This window comes from Rhizobium sp. CB2179 (genome assembly GCF_057653455.1).
Genome location: NZ_JBYGKR010000006.1, coordinates 254,325 through 270,731, shown reverse-complemented (window position 1 = coordinate 270,731; position 16,407 = coordinate 254,325). Strand labels below are relative to the sequence as shown.

General features: G+C 63.0%; 17 protein-coding genes. 9 read left to right on the top strand and 8 right to left on the bottom strand.

Translation table 11 applies throughout. From position 1 onward, the window contains the following. Positions 1-23 precede the first annotated feature (23 nt). Positions 24-791 (top strand): 5-oxoprolinase subunit PxpA, encoded by a 768-nt coding sequence (locus tag AC244Q_RS36790; RefSeq protein WP_003555453.1) that lies wholly within the window; start codon positions 24-26, stop codon positions 789-791. A 60-nt stretch (positions 792-851) separates the two neighbouring features. After that, the gene (locus AC244Q_RS36785; RefSeq protein ID WP_003555454.1) at positions 852-2,054 is read left to right on the top strand and encodes a pyridoxal phosphate-dependent aminotransferase; all 1,203 of its coding nucleotides are present in this window, start codon (positions 852-854) and stop codon (positions 2,052-2,054) included. Positions 2,055-2,148: 94 nt separating this feature from the next. Here AC244Q_RS36785 and nac read toward each other — a convergent pair whose 3' ends face one another. Further along, positions 2,149-3,108, bottom strand: coding sequence for a nitrogen assimilation transcriptional regulator NAC (gene nac, locus AC244Q_RS36780; protein WP_128406771.1), 960 nt, complete (start codon positions 3,106-3,108; stop codon positions 2,149-2,151). A gap of 195 nt (positions 3,109-3,303) precedes the next feature. Between nac and AC244Q_RS36775 the strand changes: the two genes are divergently transcribed. The 7 genes from AC244Q_RS36775 (at position 3,304) to AC244Q_RS36745 (ending at position 9,291) form a co-directional block, all read left to right on the top strand. Beyond that, a complete protein-coding gene (locus AC244Q_RS36775; protein WP_128406772.1) occupies positions 3,304-4,083 on the top strand; it encodes an SDR family oxidoreductase in 780 nt (259 codons plus the stop codon). Beyond that, a complete protein-coding gene (locus tag AC244Q_RS36770) occupies positions 4,080-4,787 on the top strand; it encodes an amino acid ABC transporter permease (protein ID WP_003555457.1) in 708 nt (235 codons plus the stop codon). The genes AC244Q_RS36775 and AC244Q_RS36770 overlap by 4 nt, the downstream gene beginning before the upstream one ends. Then, positions 4,784-5,542 carry an amino acid ABC transporter permease gene (locus AC244Q_RS36765; protein ID WP_003555458.1) on the top strand — a complete coding sequence of 253 codons (759 nt, stop codon included), beginning with the start codon at positions 4,784-4,786 and terminating at the stop codon, positions 5,540-5,542. Before AC244Q_RS36770 ends, AC244Q_RS36765 begins: the two co-directional genes overlap by 4 nt. After that, entirely contained in the window at positions 5,539-6,303 is a 765-nt protein-coding gene (locus AC244Q_RS36760) for an amino acid ABC transporter ATP-binding protein (protein ID WP_012760644.1), read from the top strand. Before AC244Q_RS36765 ends, AC244Q_RS36760 begins: the two co-directional genes overlap by 4 nt. 31 nt (positions 6,304-6,334) lie before the next feature. Continuing rightward, the gene (locus tag AC244Q_RS36755; protein ID WP_003555460.1) at positions 6,335-7,171 is read left to right on the top strand and encodes an ABC transporter substrate-binding protein; all 837 of its coding nucleotides are present in this window, start codon (positions 6,335-6,337) and stop codon (positions 7,169-7,171) included. Positions 7,172-7,262: 91 nt separating this feature from the next. Then, positions 7,263-7,937 carry a 4-carboxy-4-hydroxy-2-oxoadipate aldolase/oxaloacetate decarboxylase gene (locus AC244Q_RS36750; RefSeq protein WP_003555461.1) on the top strand — a complete coding sequence of 225 codons (675 nt, stop codon included), beginning with the start codon at positions 7,263-7,265 and terminating at the stop codon, positions 7,935-7,937. A 169-nt stretch (positions 7,938-8,106) separates the two neighbouring features. Beyond that, positions 8,107-9,291 carry a hypothetical protein gene (locus tag AC244Q_RS36745; RefSeq protein WP_128406773.1) on the top strand — a complete coding sequence of 395 codons (1,185 nt, stop codon included), beginning with the start codon at positions 8,107-8,109 and terminating at the stop codon, positions 9,289-9,291. Positions 9,292-9,306: 15 nt separating this feature from the next. On the opposite strand, the gene AC244Q_RS36740 is transcribed toward AC244Q_RS36745, so the two are convergent. Genes AC244Q_RS36740 through AC244Q_RS36710 form a run of 7 tightly spaced genes read right to left on the bottom strand, consistent with a single transcriptional unit; the run spans position 9,307 to position 16,401 of the window. Next, positions 9,307-10,320: a succinylglutamate desuccinylase/aspartoacylase family protein gene (locus AC244Q_RS36740; protein WP_128406774.1), complete on the bottom strand. Its 1,014-nt coding sequence runs from the start codon at positions 10,318-10,320 to the stop codon at positions 9,307-9,309. Between the two features lie 31 nt (positions 10,321-10,351). Continuing rightward, positions 10,352-10,696 (bottom strand): RidA family protein, encoded by a 345-nt coding sequence (locus tag AC244Q_RS36735; RefSeq protein WP_027667356.1) that lies wholly within the window; start codon positions 10,694-10,696, stop codon positions 10,352-10,354. A 37-nt stretch (positions 10,697-10,733) separates the two neighbouring features. Next, positions 10,734-12,044: an alanine racemase gene (locus tag AC244Q_RS36730; RefSeq protein WP_128406775.1), complete on the bottom strand. Its 1,311-nt coding sequence runs from the start codon at positions 12,042-12,044 to the stop codon at positions 10,734-10,736. Further along, complete coding sequence (locus AC244Q_RS36725) at positions 12,037-12,993, bottom strand: amidohydrolase family protein (protein ID WP_128406776.1); 957 nt, start codon at positions 12,991-12,993, stop codon at positions 12,037-12,039. The genes AC244Q_RS36730 and AC244Q_RS36725 overlap by 8 nt, the downstream gene beginning before the upstream one ends. After that, entirely contained in the window at positions 12,990-13,931 is a 942-nt protein-coding gene (locus tag AC244Q_RS36720; protein WP_012760650.1) for an ABC transporter permease, read from the bottom strand. The genes AC244Q_RS36725 and AC244Q_RS36720 overlap by 4 nt, the downstream gene beginning before the upstream one ends. Continuing rightward, entirely contained in the window at positions 13,928-14,890 is a 963-nt protein-coding gene (locus tag AC244Q_RS36715; protein ID WP_012760651.1) for an ABC transporter permease, read from the bottom strand. The genes AC244Q_RS36720 and AC244Q_RS36715 overlap by 4 nt, the downstream gene beginning before the upstream one ends. Further along, entirely contained in the window at positions 14,887-16,401 is a 1,515-nt protein-coding gene (locus tag AC244Q_RS36710; RefSeq protein ID WP_128406777.1) for a sugar ABC transporter ATP-binding protein, read from the bottom strand. The genes AC244Q_RS36715 and AC244Q_RS36710 overlap by 4 nt, the downstream gene beginning before the upstream one ends. Positions 16,402-16,407: the final 6 nt, after the last annotated feature.

The following is a 16,407-nucleotide window of genomic DNA, read 5'->3' as shown; positions in this document are numbered from 1 at the left end:
AAGGCCGTCAAAAGGAGGAACTGATGAAGATCGATCTGAATTCCGACATGGGCGAAGGATTCGGTCCCTACCGGCTGTGCGACGACGAAGCGATGATGAAACTTGTCTCGTCGGCCAACATCGCCTGCGGTTTCCATGGCGGCGACCCGGATACGATGGGACGCATGGTCCGGCTTGCGAAACTGAACGGCGTCGGCATCGGCGCGCACCCCGGTTTGCCTGATCGGCCGGGTTTCGGCCGGCGCGAAATACCGTTTCCGGCAGACGAGCTTCGCCAGCAGATGCTCTATCAGCTCGGCGCACTGATGGCGATCGCCAAAGCCGAGGGTGTCACTGTCTCCCATATCAGCTTCCACGCGGCTATGGGCAATATGGTCAACCGCGATCCTGTGCTGGCCGATCTGATGATGGATGCGATCGCCACGGTCGATGCCGGCCTCGTCGTCTTCGTCACTTCAGGCAGCGAGATCCAGCAGGCAGCTCGGCGCGCGCGTTTGAAGACGCTGGCGCTTTTCCTTGCGGACCGGGCTTATGACGCTGGCGGCAGACTTGTCGCGCGCGGGCTCGCTGGCGCCGTCATCAAGGACGAGGCATCGGTGCGTGCGCGCGTACGGAAATTTCTGCTCGAAGGAACTGTCGAGACGATCGACGGAGCGGTGATCGCAATGCCGGCCCGCTCCATTCTCGTCCATAGCGACACGCCCGGCGCTCTCGAGCTTGCCGGCATCGTGCGCGGCGAGATCGAAGCCACGGGTGCTGCGCTCGCGCCTGCCGCCGAACTCGCCGACTGACGCAATCCCGATCGCCCGCGGGCGTTTCCCGTTCCCATCTCCCATCGAAGGACCATGTCGATGTCCGTCATCGCTGACCGCCTGAAAAACGTCTCCATCTCCGCATCCGCCGCCATGACCCAGCGCGCCAGGGAACTGGCCGCCAAAGGCATCAAAGTTGTCAGCCTCTCGTCGGGCGAGCCGGATTTCCCCACTCCGGCGCACGCGATCGAGGCGGCCTATGCGGCAGCTCTTGCAGGCGATACGAAATATCCTCCGATGGACGGTACGCCGGTGCTCAAGTCGGCCATCATCCGGAAGTTCAAACGGGACAACAATCTCGACTATGATGCGAGCCAGATCGTCGTCTCGGGCGGCGGCAAGCAGGTGATCTTCAATGCCATGCTGGCAACCTGCAATCCCGGCGACGAGGTGGTCATTCCGACGCCCTCCTGGGTCAGCTATGCGGATATCGTCAAGTTCGCCGGCGGTGTCCCGGTCGCCGTCCCGTGCCACGAGCAGACCGGCTTCAAGCTGCATCCCGAGGATCTGGAGGCGGCGATCACGCCGCGCACCAAATGGCTCTTCCTGAACTTCCCGAACAATCCGACCGGAGCCGCCTGCTCCCGGGCGGAGATGGCTGCCATCGCTGAGGTCATGCTGCGACATCCCAATGTCTGGATCATGACCGACGATATCTACGAACACCTGGTCTATGACGACTTCCAGTTCTGCACGATCGCCGAAGTCGAGCCCAGGCTCTATGATCGCGTCCTGACGATGAACGGCGTCTCCAAGGCTTACGCGATGACAGGCTGGCGGCTCGGCTTTTGTGCCGGGCCGAAAGACTTGATCTCCGCCATCAGCAACGTTAACGGACAGAATGGTGGCGGCATCGCGACGCTGACGCAGGCTGCGGCGACCGCGGCGCTCGACGGTCCTCAGGATCTGTTGAAGGAGCGTGCCGCGATCTACAAGGAAAGACGCGACTTCGTTCTCGACCGATTGTCTGAGGTGGAAGGGCTGCGCTGCCATAGGCCCGAAGGCGCCTTCTACATCTATCCCAATATCTCGGGGCTGATCGGCAAGACCAGCAAGGGCGGGCGAAAGATCGAGACCGATGTCGATTTCGTCATGGCGCTCGTCGACGAGCATCATGTCGCGACCGTGCAAGGGGCGGCTTACGGAATGAGCCCCTTCTTTCGCATTTCTTACGCCACGAGCATGGAGAAACTCGGCGAAGGATGCGCGCGCATAGCCCAGTTCTGCAGGGATATGCGCTGATCGGCAACGCGCTTTAGATCTGAATTCGGATCTAAAGCAAAGAAATGGAGCATGATGTCGTCCGAAAACCGCTCACACTTTTCGGCATCATGCTCTAGCGTTTCAACCGCGCCGTCAGCTCGAGAAGGATGTCGCGGACGGCAAGGGCCGGTTCGGACAAGGGATTCTGATCGGACACACACAGCGACAGGGTTTCTTCGATCCGCGGCGAGACGAGCCGGCAGATCAGCGGCTCGCTCGATTCCGATACGATGCGGTCGGCGATGGCTTTGGGCATGATCGTCGCGCCGAGACCGCTGCCCACCGCGCGGGCGAGCGTGCGGACGATTTCGACTTCCGCCACGACTTTCAAATTGGTGCGGGTGCGCGTGAAGGCGGTATCGACCGCGCGGCGCACGAAATTATAGGCCGGCGGCAACAGCAGCGGCATCCCGTCGAGACTATTGACCGGAACCGGTTTCGCATCCGCTTCGATCGCAAAGTCCCGATGGGCGACAAGGAAAAACTCTTCGCTCAGAATCGGCTCGAACCGGACGCCTTTGATCGGTCCGGTTCCATGGAGAAGCGCCATCTCCAGCCGGCCGTTCATGATCATCTGGCTATAGGTCTGGCCGACGCTTTCCGTCAGGTGCAGCAGAATACCGGGATGCCGTTTCCGGGTCTCCGCCAGGAGGTCGACCGACAGCGTGGCCGCACTGCTGAACGGCACGAGACCGACGGACACACGCCCGGCAAGCGAATTGCCGGCTGCCGATGCATCGGCTTGCGCCTGCTCCATCTGCCGAAGGATAATCTGCGCATGGCGGTACACTGCGTGTCCCGCATCGGTCATGCTGACGCCCTGCTGGCTGCGGATCAGCAGCTTGTGGCCGAAATGCTCCTCCAGTGCCGCAAGCTGCTGGCTGAGCGCCGGCTGGGCGATATGCAAAAGGTCCGCCGCTCGCGTGATGCTGCCGCTGTCGACGATCACGATGAAAGATTTGAGGCGTCTGATGTCCATGAGGATCGGGGTACCGTTCTGATCTGCGCGGCTTACATGTTTGCAGACACGCATTGCTTTTGCAACGCGACGCCGTCGCTGCTTTCCTCAGGCCCGGACGCCGCAAGGTGATACCCGGCATCCAGCTCTTTCTCTTCTTCAGCAGCCTGCGCCGGCTCCATAACCGTTGCTTATTGCTCCAGAGATAATCGGTCTTAGGCAAGGGGTTTAAGCTTCGCTACTGTCTCGATCAACAACAAGGGAACGACAATGCCATTCTCCGACTACAAGACCGCACTGGTGACCGGCGCATCTTCCGGTATCGGCGCAGCCGTGGTGGAGCGGTTCCGCCGGGAAAACATCGAGGTCCATGCCGTTGCCCGCAGTGCCGAAGCGCTGCAGCAGCTGGCTATGCGGACGGGCTGCATCGCCCACGTGATCGATGTGACCGACCGTCAGGCCATGGCCGAGCTCACCCGTCGGGTGGAGTTCGATATTCTCGTCAACAATGCCGGTGTCGACCGGCCAAAGAAATTCCTGGAAGCCGACGAGGGCGATATCGATCTCATCGTCGACGTCAATCTCCGGGCGGTTCTGCACATCTGCCGGCTGGTCGTGCCCGGTATGGTGGCGCGCGACCGCGGACATGTCATCAACATCTCGTCGATTGCCGGCGCCTATAATTTCGGCGGCAACTCATCCTATCACGCCACCAAGGCAGGGGTGAGCATGCTGTCCAACCAGCTGCGCATCGACGCTTTCGGCAAGCGGGTACGGGTCACGGAAATCTGCCCCGGCCGGGTCGCCACTGACATCTTCAATCACGTCCACGGCGATGACCCCAGCATCCGCGAACGGTTCATCGACGGCTTCGAACTGCCGCAGGCGACCGATATCGCCGACGCGATTGCCTTCGCCATAGCAGCCCCCGTCGCCGTCAACATCGGACATATGGAAATCACACCGACGCTGCAGGTCATGGGCGGCCTGCAGACGGCAAAGCCCCAACCTGCGGCGAAGCTGGATCAATCCGGGGAGCCAAACCCGTGAGCGGTTTCGACCTTTCGGCAATCCTGGGAAATCCGGAATATACCGCCATGCTGCTGCATGGCATCGAGATGACCTTCATCATCTACGCCGGCTCTTGGTCGATGGCGATGGCGCTGGCACTTCTGCTGCTGGCTTTGCGTTTGTCGCCCTTTCGTTTCGGTGATCCGTTAGTCGCTGCTTACGTATCCTACCACCGTAACGTCCCCACCCTGGTTCAGCTGATGCTGTGGTATTTCGGGATTTTCACCCTGATGCCGAGCGGGGTAGCCGAATGGCTGGCCGTCCATAATGCCGAGGCCATCTTCGCGGTGATCGGGCTCGGGCTCTGCCAGGCGGCCTATTTCAGCGAAGATCTTCGTTCGGGCGTGCGCTCGGTCAGTCCAGGCCAGATGCAGGCAGCCCGCGCGCTTGGCCACGGTTATGTCTCGGCGATGCGTTTCGTCATCATGCCGCAAGGCGTGCGCAACGCGCTGCCGCCGCTCATCAATCACAGCGTTTCCCTCTTCAAGAACAGCAGTCTCGCCGTCGTCATCGGAGCCTCGGAACTGACGCATGCCGTCAAGGAAATCGAGAACCTCAGCTTCCGGACCTTCGAGATCTACCTGATCGGCACAGTTCTCTACCTCTTCTTCTCGCTCGTGATCATGAGCATCGGCGCCTATCTGTCGATGCGCACCGATCCTGCCAGGAGTGCGCGAGCATGATCCACGACATGATCGCCATCGTCCAAGACTACTGGCTGCTGCTGCTGATCGGCCAATATCCGAACGGGCCGCTTGGCGGGCTCGCCAACACGCTGATCCTTTCAGCGCTCAGCATCGCTCTCGCCTTTCCGGTCAGCATCCTGTTCGCATTGGCACGGCTCTCCAGGTCGCCGCTGCTGCGCTGGCCGGTCACCGCACTGGTCTATTTCACCAGGGGCGTGCCGCTCTTGATGCTCATCCTGTGGAGCTATTTCCTCGTTCCGCTGCTGACCGGCGCCGATGTGCCGAGCTTCGTGACGATGCTGACGACACTCGTGGTCTATCAAAGCGCATTCCTGAGCGAAGTCGTGCGTGCCGGCATTGTTGCGCTCGGACCGGGCCAGATGGACGCGGGACGTGCGCTTGGTCACGGTTATTTAGGTGCGATGCGCTTCATCATCCTGCCGCAGGCGCTCTACAACATGATCCCGAGCATCATCTCCACCTTCGTCTCAACGATCAAGGACACGACGCTCGGCTACGTGATCAACGTGCCGGACCTGACCTTTGCCGCAAGCCAGGTCAACAACCAGCTCCTGACGCAGCCTTTCCAGGTCTTCCTCATTCTGGCGATCGTCTACTTCGCCATCTGCTGGACGCTCACCTACTTCGCAAATCGCCTCGAGCGGAGCATCACGCGGCGGCGTGCGGGACTTTCCAACCTTCCTGCCGCCGCCCTGGTCGCGCCATCGAAAATCATATCGGAGCAGCCATGACCATGTCAGTTTCAGCCCAGGAATTGCAGACGATCCGGCTTTCGCAGGTCTGCAAGAGCTACGGCGACTACCCGGTTCTGAAGGACATCGATGCACAGGTCTCGCGCGGCGAAGTCGTGGTCATCTGCGGGCCGTCCGGTTCGGGAAAGTCGACGCTGATCCGCACGATCAATCGCCTCGAGGAGATCAACAGCGGATCGATTACGCTCGACGGCCAAAACATTCATGCCGCCATGCGGGCGAAGGAACTCAATGCGCTGCGCAGCCGGATCGGCTTCGTATTTCAGAACTTCAACCTGTTTCCGCACCTTTCGGTGGTCGAAAACGTGTCCATGTCGCCAATCCGGGTGAAAGGCGTGGCGCCTGATGTCGCAAAGGACAAAGCCCTCAAGCTTCTCGATCGGGTCGGCCTTGCCGACAAGGCCCGCGCCTATCCCGGTCAGTTGTCGGGCGGCCAGCAGCAGCGGGTGGCAATCGCCCGCGCCCTTGCCATGGAACCGCCGGTGATGCTGTTCGACGAGCCGACCAGCGCGCTCGATCCTGAAATGGTCGGCGAAGTGCTGGCCGTCATGAAGAGCCTGGCGTCCGAAGGCATGACCATGCTCTGCGTCACCCACGAAATGGGTTTCGCGCGCGACGTCGCAGATCGGGTCTGGTTCATCGATGCCGGCCAGATCCTCGAAATGGCGACCCCCGAGGACTTCTTCAAAAATCCAAGCCATCCCCGTGCGCAGCGATTCCTCGCTGATCTCAGGCATTGATACCAACCACCAAAAACAAAGGAGAACAGCAATGAACTGGAAATGCCTAACCCTCACCGCCGCATTTGCCGGCATGGCGGCCGCCTTGCCCGCAAAAGCCGATCAGCTCGACAACATCATGTCAGCGAAAACCCTGCGCTGCGCGACTTTCGCCGACGTTCCTCCCTTCGCCTCTCCCGATCCGAAGACCCGCGAAATGGCCGGTTTCGACGTCGACCTCTGCGGCGCCATCGCCAAGGAACTGGGCGTCAAGGCTGAAATCAAGCCAGTTTCGGTCGAGGCGCGCGTGCCCGAGGTCAAGCTCGGCCGCGTCGACATCACCGTTGCCAACCTTGCCTATACTCTGAGCCGTGCCGAGCAGATCCAGTTCAGCGATCCCTATTATCTCGCCAAGGAAATGCTGATCGTGCCGGCGGACGATGCCGGCAAGAAGAAGGCCGATTATGCGGGCCAGCGCATCGCTTCGACCAAGGGTTCGACCTCAGAGATGTCGATCAAGCTCAACAAATCCGACCCACTGACCTTCCAGGATACCGCCTCGGCCTATCTCGCCGTCCAGCAGGGCAAGGCGCGCGGCATGGTGGCCAACACCATGACGACGACCAAATTCGTCAATGAATCGAAGAGCAAGGGCAAGGCAATGCGGATGATCGAGGAGCCGATGCTGTACCAGCCGATCGGCATCGGCATGGCCAAGGATCAGCCGGCGCTGACCGCCAAGATCAACGAGATCCTTCGCAAGCTCGACACATCGGGCGAGATCAACAAGATCTGGGACAAGTGGCTCGGTCCGGATACCGAATACAAGATGACGCGCACCGACAAGGTCGTATCGCTCTCCGAGCTGAAGTTCGACCCGATCCCGTAAGCCGACCGGCTTCGGCGTCATCCACCGATAACGTCCAAACGAATTCAGACGGCGGGGCATGCCCGCCGTCGGCCAAAAATGGGAGGCATCCGTGATCCATATTAAAGATATCGCCGAACGACCAAGCAAAGCCGATATCGACGCCGTTTCCAAATTTTCGCCCGCGACGATCCACGAAGCCCAAGGGCGCCGTGGAGCCCTTTCCTCCCGCCTCAAGCCCGTCGACTACCGCATGAAACTGTGCGGCCCGGCCTTCACGGTGAAATGCGCGCCGCGTGACAACATCATGCTGCAGCTCGCCATCAACTACGCAAAGCCGGGCGATATCATCGTCGTATCGGCGGGCGAATACGAAGAGGCCGGATCCTTCGGCGATGTGCTTGCCAATGCCTGCCTTGCAAATGGTATCGGCGGTCTCGTGACCGACACCGGCGTGCGCGACACGCTGCAACTGAGGGAGCTTGGCTTCCCGGTCTTCTCGCTCAGCGTCTGCATCAAGGGGACGGTGAAGGAAACCATCGCGGCGGTGAACGACACGATCATCGTCGGCGGCGAAATCATCCATCCCGGCGACATCATCGCCGGTGATGCCGACGGCCTGGTGGTCGTGCGTCGCCAGGAAGCGCAGGAAGTCGCCAGGCTGTCACAGAGCCGCGAAGATGCCGAGGCCGGCTATATCGCGGCATATAAGCAGGGCAAATCGGTCATCGAGGTCAGCAATCTCGAACCGGTGCTGAAAGCCAAGGGTCTCGTCGTCGACATCTGAGACGACAGCGCAATAGCCATCAGCCCTGCCACTTTATAAAGCGGCTGGCCTTTTGGCCAGCCGCCTTACGCAAGAACGCTACCAGGCAGGAGCCACGCCTCCAAGATCGGTCTGGACACTATTATGGACACATGTTCTATAAAATGGACAGATTCGACGGGAGCTCGCCATGCATCTTTCCATGTGGACTTATCCCTGGGACATCCAGGACCAGGGGCTTGCAGCACTCGCCGCCGAGCTTCGCGGCCGCGCCGGCCTGAACACGGTCAGCCTGGCGGCCTCCTATCACGCCGGCCGGTTCCTGCAGCCGCGGAGCCCGCAGCAGAAGGCCTATTTCCCCGAAGACGGGACGGTCTACTTCCGGCCGGATGAAAGCCTGTGGCTGGACAAGCTGATCCGGCCGCTGATGGCTGGGAATGTCACTGAGCGCGGCGACATGCTGGAAGCGCTCGTCAGGGCGCGCGATACGACGGGTCTCAAGGTGTCCTGCTGGACGGTCTGCCTGCATAATAGCCGCCTCGGCATGCTGCATCCCGATCACGTGACGCGGAACGCCTTCGGCAATCCCAACTATTACAATCTTTGCCCCTCCAGCCCGGCGGCGCGGGAGTATGCCGTCACCCTCGTGCGTGACATCACGACCAACTATCGGCCCGATATGGTGGAACTCGAGAGCCCGAACTTCATGGGATTCGCGCATGAATATCATCACGAGAAGGATGGTGTCGGGCTCAACGTCGAAGATGATTTCCTGCTGTCGCTCTGCTTCTGCGACCATTGCACGGCGCGTGCCACAAAGGCCGGTGTGCCGGTCGAAGGCGCGCGCGGATCGGTCGCGCGCTTCATCGCCGAACTTTGCAAACGAGCTATCCCGGAACGGCAATTCCCGGACTTTCCGGCCGCCGGCTTCGATGCCTTTCGCGACCATCCTGATCTGCATGCCTATCTCACCTGGCGCAGCGAACCGGTGACCAGCCTGATCGACGAGATCAAGGCGGCCGCCGATCCGGCGACACGCATCGTGCTCATCGACCTGAAGGACGGCTGGCTCGGCGGCGTCGATCTCGCAGCCGTCGGCAAGCTCTGCGACGGGGCGATCCTCTGCTGCTACGACATGGAGCCGGACGCCGTCGGCGACGTCATCCGGACCGGCCGGGCGGCAATTGGACCGGGCAAGTTCCTCGCCGTGGGCCTGCGCGTCTTCTATCCCGAGGTCAGCGGGTCGGCGGTGCTGACCGCACGCGCCAAGGCTGCCATCGATGCCGGCGCTGACGGCGTGAACTTCTACAATTACGGCCTGATACCGGCAAAGCGTCTCGACTGGGTCAAGGCAGCGGTCGACGCAATCGCTTGAGCAGATCAGCGCTTCTCAGGATGCGATGGGTTCGGCGACCTGGATCAGGCAGTCGCCGGCCTGGCTGTCGCAATGCAGCCTGTGGGAAATGACAATGCCGCTCTCGGCAAAGCGCAGCTCTTCCTCCGGCTGCTCCAGGCGCTCCAGATCATGATACCATCCGGCAAGCTCACCGGCGGCAACGGTGGCGCCGAGGGCAACGGCCGGCTCGAACCAGCCTCTGTGGTTCGCATGGATGCCCTGGCTGTGCCTAGATAGTGAAAGCAGCTGCAACGGTCCCGGCTCGGCGAGCGGCACGCGCGACAGGACCGGATGCTTCACGATGCCGAGTGTGACGAGCAGCCGGTCGATCGCGGCCGCCGTGAAAGCCATTGTCTCAGGCGTCACGGTGCCGCCGCCGCCGAACTCGCCGGAAAGACCGATGGTTCCGGCCCGCGCGGCCGCGCCCATCGATGTCGGTGCGGTCGGCCCGTTATCGGCGATGAAGGCATGCGCGGCACCCATGGCGCGCATCAGTGAAACGGACCGTTCGAAGCGGGCGCTATCGGCCTGCCGCTCGATCAGCGTGCAGGGCAGGTGGGCCATGGAGGTGCCGCCCGAATGCAGGTCGAGCACGACGTCATGGCGGGGAAAGAGTTCGTGTTCGAGGAAATGCGCCAGACGCGACGTCGGCGAGCCGCTGGGATCGCCGGGAAACGCTCGATTGAGGTTGCCGCCGTCGAAGGGCGAACAGCGCTTGGCCGCCATCACCGCCGGCAGGTTCGCCATCGGCAGGATGGTGACGGCGCCGCGGATTTCCGCGACATCCAGCAGCCGCATCAGCCGGCCGAGCTGGAGCTCACCTTCATACTCGTCGCCATGATTGCCCGCCATCAGCAGCAAAGACGGCCCTTCGCCATTTTTCAGGCGAAGGACGGGAATGCGGATCTGATAATAGGGCGAACGGTCGATCGAATAGGGAATGGCGAGGTCGCCGGACTGCCGGCCCTCGCGCGAAAAGTCGATCGGATTGACGAGACCGCTGTGCATGATGCCTCCAGTGCGGACGGTTGCGATGCCGTCAAAGGGCGGCGATCGCAGTCATTTCGACGCGCAGATCGGGATCGGCGAGACGCGCTTCGGTGCAGGCGCGGGCCGGCGGGTTTTCGATGTCGATCCAGTCATCATAGACGCTGTTCATCGCCTCGAAATCGACGATCGCCGGCAGGAAGACGTTGACGGCGATGAGGCGCGAGCGGTCGATGCCGGCTTCTTGCAAAAGGGCGTCGATCTTGCCGAGCACGTCGCGGGTCTGATCCTTGATATCAGCCTTGCGATTTTCCGCGACCTGGCCAGCAATATAGACGAGACCGCCGTAGCTGACGGCTTGGCTCATACGCGAACCTTTCTGATAACGCTGGATCATAAGCGGGTTTTCCTTTTCTTGCTTTTGGAGGGAAAGTTCAGCCGAAGCTGGTCAGATAGGCCGCCGTCACCGAATGATCCGGGTCGAGGCCGTAGAGGATGGCATGCCGGTCAAGGCAGGTGCAGGGATGCGAGATGCCGCACTCGATAACGTCGCCGACCGCGACGTCGCTGCCGTCGGCAAGGGCGACGAAGGCGTGCTGATCGTTGAGGCGAAACACGTCGGCGCTTGCGAGATCGGCAAGACGCGCCCCATTGCGATAGAGCGCCAACGGCCGCGGCAGGCCTTGGTCCATCGCCACGTCGCGCATGCCCATGCCGCAGATCGCCAGCCGCGGCTCCGGCCGAGAGAGGACCTCGGCCCAGACCCGCAGCGCCGGACGGAAACCCGCGGCCGCCGAGATCGTCTCGCCGCCGATGCGGAAGCCGCCGCGTGCATCGAGGCCGGCAAGGCCGCGCTCGTAGATGCCGTGATCGTGGAAGAAGATCGCGCCGCTGCGCAGCACCAGCCGGCAGGCGGGATCGGCCGCAACGGCGGCTGAAAGCCTGGCAATCACGAGGTCGAAAAACACCGAGCCGCCGGCCGTGACGAGGAGCGACCGCTCGTCGCCGATGCGGGCGCGCAGCTTCGGCAGGAAATCGGATGTCACCGCCATCAGCGCGTCGATGCGACGCATCGTCTCTTCCGCATCGGCGGTCGCGGCCGCACCCTCATAGGTGGCAATGCCGGTCAGCCGGAAGGCCGGCGTCTCCGCGGCAAGGATCGCCTCCAGAATTGCCTCGGCGGCGGCGACGCCGCGGGCACCGGCGCGACCGGCACCGAACTCCACCAGCAGACCGAGGGGCGGCAGATCGACACGCTCCTGCCAGGCGGAGCGAAGAGCCTCGGCGAGCGCCGTCGAATCCACGAAGATATGAAGTTCCGCATCGGGATAGTGGCCAAGCAGGGCCGCGAGCCGGCGGGCGGCGGCGGCCCCGCCGATCTCGTTGGCGAGGATCAGCCGGCGCTGTCCCGCCTTGAGCAGGACGGCGGCCTGGCGGATATCGGCGACCGTCGTACCCCAGGCGCCTGCCGCCAGAAGTGCCTCCGCCAGCGCCATCGACATCGGTGTCTTGGCGTGCGGAGCGATATCGGCGCCGTGGCTCATCACATAGGCCATCATCAGTTCGACATTTCGCGTGAAAGCCTGCCGGTCGAGCGAGATCAGCGGCAGGGCCATCCTGCCGTCATAGGGCTTCCATCCCTGCTTGCCGATTGCAGCAAGCGGAAGCGGCGGATTGCCCGGCGGAAAGCCGCGCACCTGCTCGTCGATCAGCACGTTTTCCGTCGCGGTATGGAGGTCAGACATCGCATCCACTCCTGATCTCGGCCGGATCGGCGATGCCGAGGCGATAGGTTTCATTGGCGGTGGCAAAGAACAGGGCGCGCTGCTCGTCGTAAGACAACTGCGAGGCGACCGTGCGGAAAACCTGGTAGACCTCGTCGAAGGAGGCATGCAGGCCCGCGACCGGAAAGTCGCTCGCGAACATGGCACGCGCCGGGCCGAAACAATCGAGGCAATGCTCGATCACCGGCCGCAGGCTTTCGAGCGTCCACTTATTGTCATAGGCGACGAGGTCGGAAATCTTCAGGCGCAGATTCGGCTCACTGCCGAGCGCCCGCAGGCCGCGGCGCCAGAGCGCCATGCCGTCCTCCGTCCGGTCAGCCGGGCTGCCGCCGTGGTTGAGCACGAAAAGCGTTTGCGGAAAAGCACGCACCAGTTCGAGCGCCTCATTCATCTGCCAGGGATAAAGCATAAGGTCGAAGACCAGTCCGAGCCGCGTGGCATGGGCAAGTCCCGCCCGCCAGGCGGGATCGTCCATGCGGTTCGGGCGCGGAGCAAAACTCTTCGCCGCGTCCGGATGCCAGCTCAAAATATCACGGATGCCGACGACATTCGGGTTCGCCGCTTCCGCCTCGAGCAGGCTTATAGTGTCCGGCCCGTCGAGAGGAACGCACGCGATATAACGGCGCGCCACACCGGAGCTGCGGTCGAGGCCATCCAGCCAGCGGCTCTCTTCCAGCGGGTAGGCAACGGACCAGCCGGCCTCCACATGCACGGTTGCAATTACGTTCTGGCTGGCAGCATCGGCGCGATAATCGTCGATGCCGTAGTCGCGCAGGATCGGTGCGAGGCTTCCGAAAACCATCTCTTCGCCGGAAGCTCTGGCCTTCTGCAGCCAGGGATGGCGTTGCAGGCTGAGGTCCCAGAGGTGGTGATGCGGGTCGATCACCGGCCCGTCATAGAGCTCCGTCATCTGCGCGCCTCGCGTCCGGAAACCAGCAGAAGAGCGAGGATCAAGGTGCCGAACATGATCGACCGCCAGCCGGGGGAGGCATTGACGACGGTGATCAGCGCCGTCGTCGTCACAAGCAGGATTGCCCCGGGAATGGTGCCGGCATAGGTGCCGCGGCCACCGAGGATCGAGCTGCCGCCGAGCACGACGGCGGCGATCGAGGTCAGCAGATAGGGGTCGCCGATGCCGACATAACCTTGCCGGTTCATGCCGAGCACGAGAATGCCCGCAAGCCCTGCGAAAAAGCCGGACAGAGTGTGGACGATCAGCGTGTCGCGGGTGACGCTTACGCCGGAAAGTCGGGCCGCCAGCGGGTTTGCCCCAAGCGCCAGGAAACGGGCGCCGATCGGCATGCGGTGGACGAGCAGCAGGACGACGATCGAGACGACAAGCCACAGGATAATGCCTGAGGGAATGCCGAGCGGCCGCGCCTGCCCGAGCAGAATGACCGCCGGATTGCTGACGGTAACCGCGCTGCCGCCGGCGACGATGACGAGCAGCCCCTGCAGGAAGGTCGCCATGGCCAGCGTCATGATGATCGGCGGCACGCGAAGATAGGCAGCACCGGCGCCGTTCATCAGGCCGATAGCCGCGGCGATGGCAAGGGCCGCCGCGATGCCGGCGAGGCCGGTCGGGTCCCAGGCTGGCGAGATCAGCGGCAGCAGGATCGCCGTGACTGTTATGACCGCGCCGACGGAGAGATCAATGCCGCCCATCAGGATGACGAGCGTCTGGCCGGCGGCGGCAATGCCGATCACCGCGGCGAGTTCGAGCAGGTAGCGCAGGTGGCCATAGGCGCCGAAACCACGCAACGTAAAGCTTGCGACGATCCAGACGAGCGCGACCAGAAGGAAGGTCAGCAGCGGCGGATTGCGGAACGCGGACCTGATGATATTCATCGCCTTGCCCTCCAAGCCCCAAGAAGTTCCGGCACGGCGACCGCGCCGACGATGATCAGACCTTGCGCGACATATTGTGCGACCGGCGGGAAGCCCAGGAAGAACATGACGTTGATCATCACCGAGAGCAGCAGGCTGCCGCAGATCGCGCCGCGCATCGTGCCCTTGCCGCCGAGGAAGCCCACGCCGCCAAGGACGGCGGCGGCAATCGAGTTCAGCGTGAAGGGCGTGCCGATAACAGGATCACCCGAGCCGGTCTGCGCAGCGACGAAGAGACCGGTCAGGGCGGCGAGAAGACCGGACAGCGCGAAGGCTGCGACCTTCACCCGTTCAACCGGGACGCCGGAGCGGAACGCACCGACCGGATTGTCGCCGGCCGCGTAGATGCCGAGGCCGAGCGGCGTTGCAAGAAAGGCCTTCCACAGTACCAGGATCACGACGAGCAGCAGGAAGGCGACGGGCGTGTGGCCGGCCAGTACCGTCGACAGCCAATCGGGAATGAACCCACCCGGCCGCGGCAGCAGGATGAGCGCGACCCCGCCGATGATGAAGGAGCCGGCGAGCGTGACAATGATTGCAGGCAGCCTCAGATAGGTAACGATGACGCCGATGGCGGCGCCGATCAAAAGACCGGCGAGTGCGACCGCAAGAATGCCGCCCGGCACGCCGAGCGCCCCTTGCATCGTCGTCGCGGCGATCACCGCTCCAAGGCTGACGAGCGGGCCGATCGCCAGCGTGATGCCGCCGTTCAGCATGAGCAGCGCCTGCGCCATGGTGACGAGCGCCAGCGGGAACCAGTTCTGCGTGAACTTGGAGAAGCCGCCGATCGAAAGGATGCCGGGAAAGAGCAGCGCATAGAGGATGAGAAAGGCGGCGACAACCAGATAGAGGCCGGCAAGGCCACGGTTGCGGCGAAGCTGGATCGAGCCGTAGAGCCGGGATGATGAACTTGTGCTCATGCCGCCTCTCCCTGTGTCGTGGTGGTAATGCCCATGGCCGCACCGACGATCGCTCCTTCGCTGATTTCATCTTGCGACAGCACCGCGGCGACGACGCCCTCGCGCAGAACCACGACACGGTCGCAGAGATGCACCAGCTCCGGCGTATCGGAGCTCGCCAGAATGACGAGCCGCCCCTCGGCGGCGAAGGCACGGAGCATGAGATAGATTTCCCGCTTGGTCTCGATGTCGACGCCGCGCGTCGGATCGTTGAGGAGCAGAACGGAGGGATCGAGCGGCAGCCATTTGGCGAGCGCCACCTTCTGCTGGTTGCCGCCGGAAAGGGCCTGGACCGGGCGGGCCGTGTCGCCCTTGATCGTCAGCCGGCGCGCGAGATCGGCGACCAGGCCGTTTTCCGCCGGTCGGTCGCGTAAGCCCTTGCGGGCGAGCCGTCCGAGCGAGGGCAGGATGAGATTGGAGGCAATGGAATGCGGCAGCACCAGCCCCTCATGCTTGCGGTCGGCCGGGACATAGACGATGCCGGTGGCATTCGCCTCGCCGACATTGGCGGGCAGGGCGGGTTTGCCGGATACTTCCGCCCGATCGGCCGAGGCCGGAATCGCGCCGTAGAGACCGAGCAGCAGGTCTTCCTGCCCTTGTCCCACGAGCCCGCCGATGCCGACGATCTCGCCGGCGCGGGCGGAGAAATCGATGTCACGCACCATGCCGGCGGAAAAACCTTCGACGCTGATGCGAATCGCGCCGGGTGCCGTGACGGAGCGCGGCGGGAACAGGTCGCCGGTCTCGCGGCCGACCATCAGGCGCACCAGGCCTTCGCCGTCGATGCCGGACAGCGACTGGTCGGCGGTGACCAGGCCATCCTTCAGCACCGTGACATGTGAACAGAGCGCCTGCACCTCGTTGAGGCGGTGGGAAATATAGAGAAGTGCAGTGCCGCGATCTCTCAGCGTCTCGATCAGGCGGGCCAGGATGCCGGCTTCGTGCGCGGAGAGCGATGAGGTCGGCTCATCCAGGATCAGCACACGCGGCTTGCGGAACAGTGCCTTGGCGATCTCCACCATCTGACGGCGGCCAAGTGCGAGGTCGGCGACTGGCATGTCGAGCGGCTCGGTGAGCCCGACCATATCGCAGACGTCTGACACGCCGCGATGAAGCGCTCTGTAATCGATAAGGCCGAACCGGCGCGGAAAGGCGCCGAGCCCTATGTTTTCGGCAATCGACAGACTGGCCGTGAGGCTCAGCTCCTGCTGAACGACGGCAATACCCGCACCGCGCGCAGCCGCCGGGCTGAAGCGCTCGACTGGCTTGCCGTCGACGAGGATGGAACCGCTGTCCGGCTGCAGAGCGCCGGACAGGAGGTTGATCAGCGTGGATTTGCCGGCGCCGTTTTCGCCGAGCAGGGCGTGAACCCTGCCCGGCAGAAGGGCAATATCGACGCCCTTCAAAACGGGATTGCCGAAAAATCCTCTGAACACCTGCCGGGCTTCCAGCAGGGGTCTTTCTTCCGTCATGACGGC

What these genes read in the sequence shown, in the direction of transcription:
- AC244Q_RS36755 (WP_003555460.1), top strand. Translation starts at nt 6,335, where the DNA reads ATGAACTGGAAATGCCTAACCCTCACCGCCGCATTTGCCGGCATGGCG.
- AC244Q_RS36745 (WP_128406773.1), top strand. Translation starts at nt 8,107, where the DNA reads ATGCATCTTTCCATGTGGACTTATCCCTGGGACATCCAGGACCAGGGG.
- AC244Q_RS36765 (WP_003555458.1), top strand. Translation starts at nt 4,784, where the DNA reads ATGATCCACGACATGATCGCCATCGTCCAAGACTACTGGCTGCTGCTG.
- AC244Q_RS36735 (WP_027667356.1), bottom strand. Translation starts at nt 10,696, where the DNA reads ATGATCCAGCGTTATCAGAAAGGTTCGCGTATGAGCCAAGCCGTCAGC.
- AC244Q_RS36715 (WP_012760651.1), bottom strand. Translation starts at nt 14,890, where the DNA reads ATGAGCACAAGTTCATCATCCCGGCTCTACGGCTCGATCCAGCTTCGC.
- AC244Q_RS36760 (WP_012760644.1), top strand. Translation starts at nt 5,539, where the DNA reads ATGACCATGTCAGTTTCAGCCCAGGAATTGCAGACGATCCGGCTTTCG.
- AC244Q_RS36710 (WP_128406777.1), bottom strand. Translation starts at nt 16,401, where the DNA reads ATGACGGAAGAAAGACCCCTGCTGGAAGCCCGGCAGGTGTTCAGAGGA.
- AC244Q_RS36775 (WP_128406772.1), top strand. Translation starts at nt 3,304, where the DNA reads ATGCCATTCTCCGACTACAAGACCGCACTGGTGACCGGCGCATCTTCC.
- AC244Q_RS36730 (WP_128406775.1), bottom strand. Translation starts at nt 12,044, where the DNA reads ATGTCTGACCTCCATACCGCGACGGAAAACGTGCTGATCGACGAGCAG.
- nac (WP_128406771.1), bottom strand. Translation starts at nt 3,108, where the DNA reads ATGCGTGTCTGCAAACATGTAAGCCGCGCAGATCAGAACGGTACCCCG.
- AC244Q_RS36790 (WP_003555453.1), top strand. Translation starts at nt 24, where the DNA reads ATGAAGATCGATCTGAATTCCGACATGGGCGAAGGATTCGGTCCCTAC.
- AC244Q_RS36740 (WP_128406774.1), bottom strand. Translation starts at nt 10,320, where the DNA reads ATGCACAGCGGTCTCGTCAATCCGATCGACTTTTCGCGCGAGGGCCGG.
- AC244Q_RS36785 (WP_003555454.1), top strand. Translation starts at nt 852, where the DNA reads ATGTCCGTCATCGCTGACCGCCTGAAAAACGTCTCCATCTCCGCATCC.
- AC244Q_RS36720 (WP_012760650.1), bottom strand. Translation starts at nt 13,931, where the DNA reads ATGAATATCATCAGGTCCGCGTTCCGCAATCCGCCGCTGCTGACCTTC.
- AC244Q_RS36725 (WP_128406776.1), bottom strand. Translation starts at nt 12,993, where the DNA reads ATGACGGAGCTCTATGACGGGCCGGTGATCGACCCGCATCACCACCTC.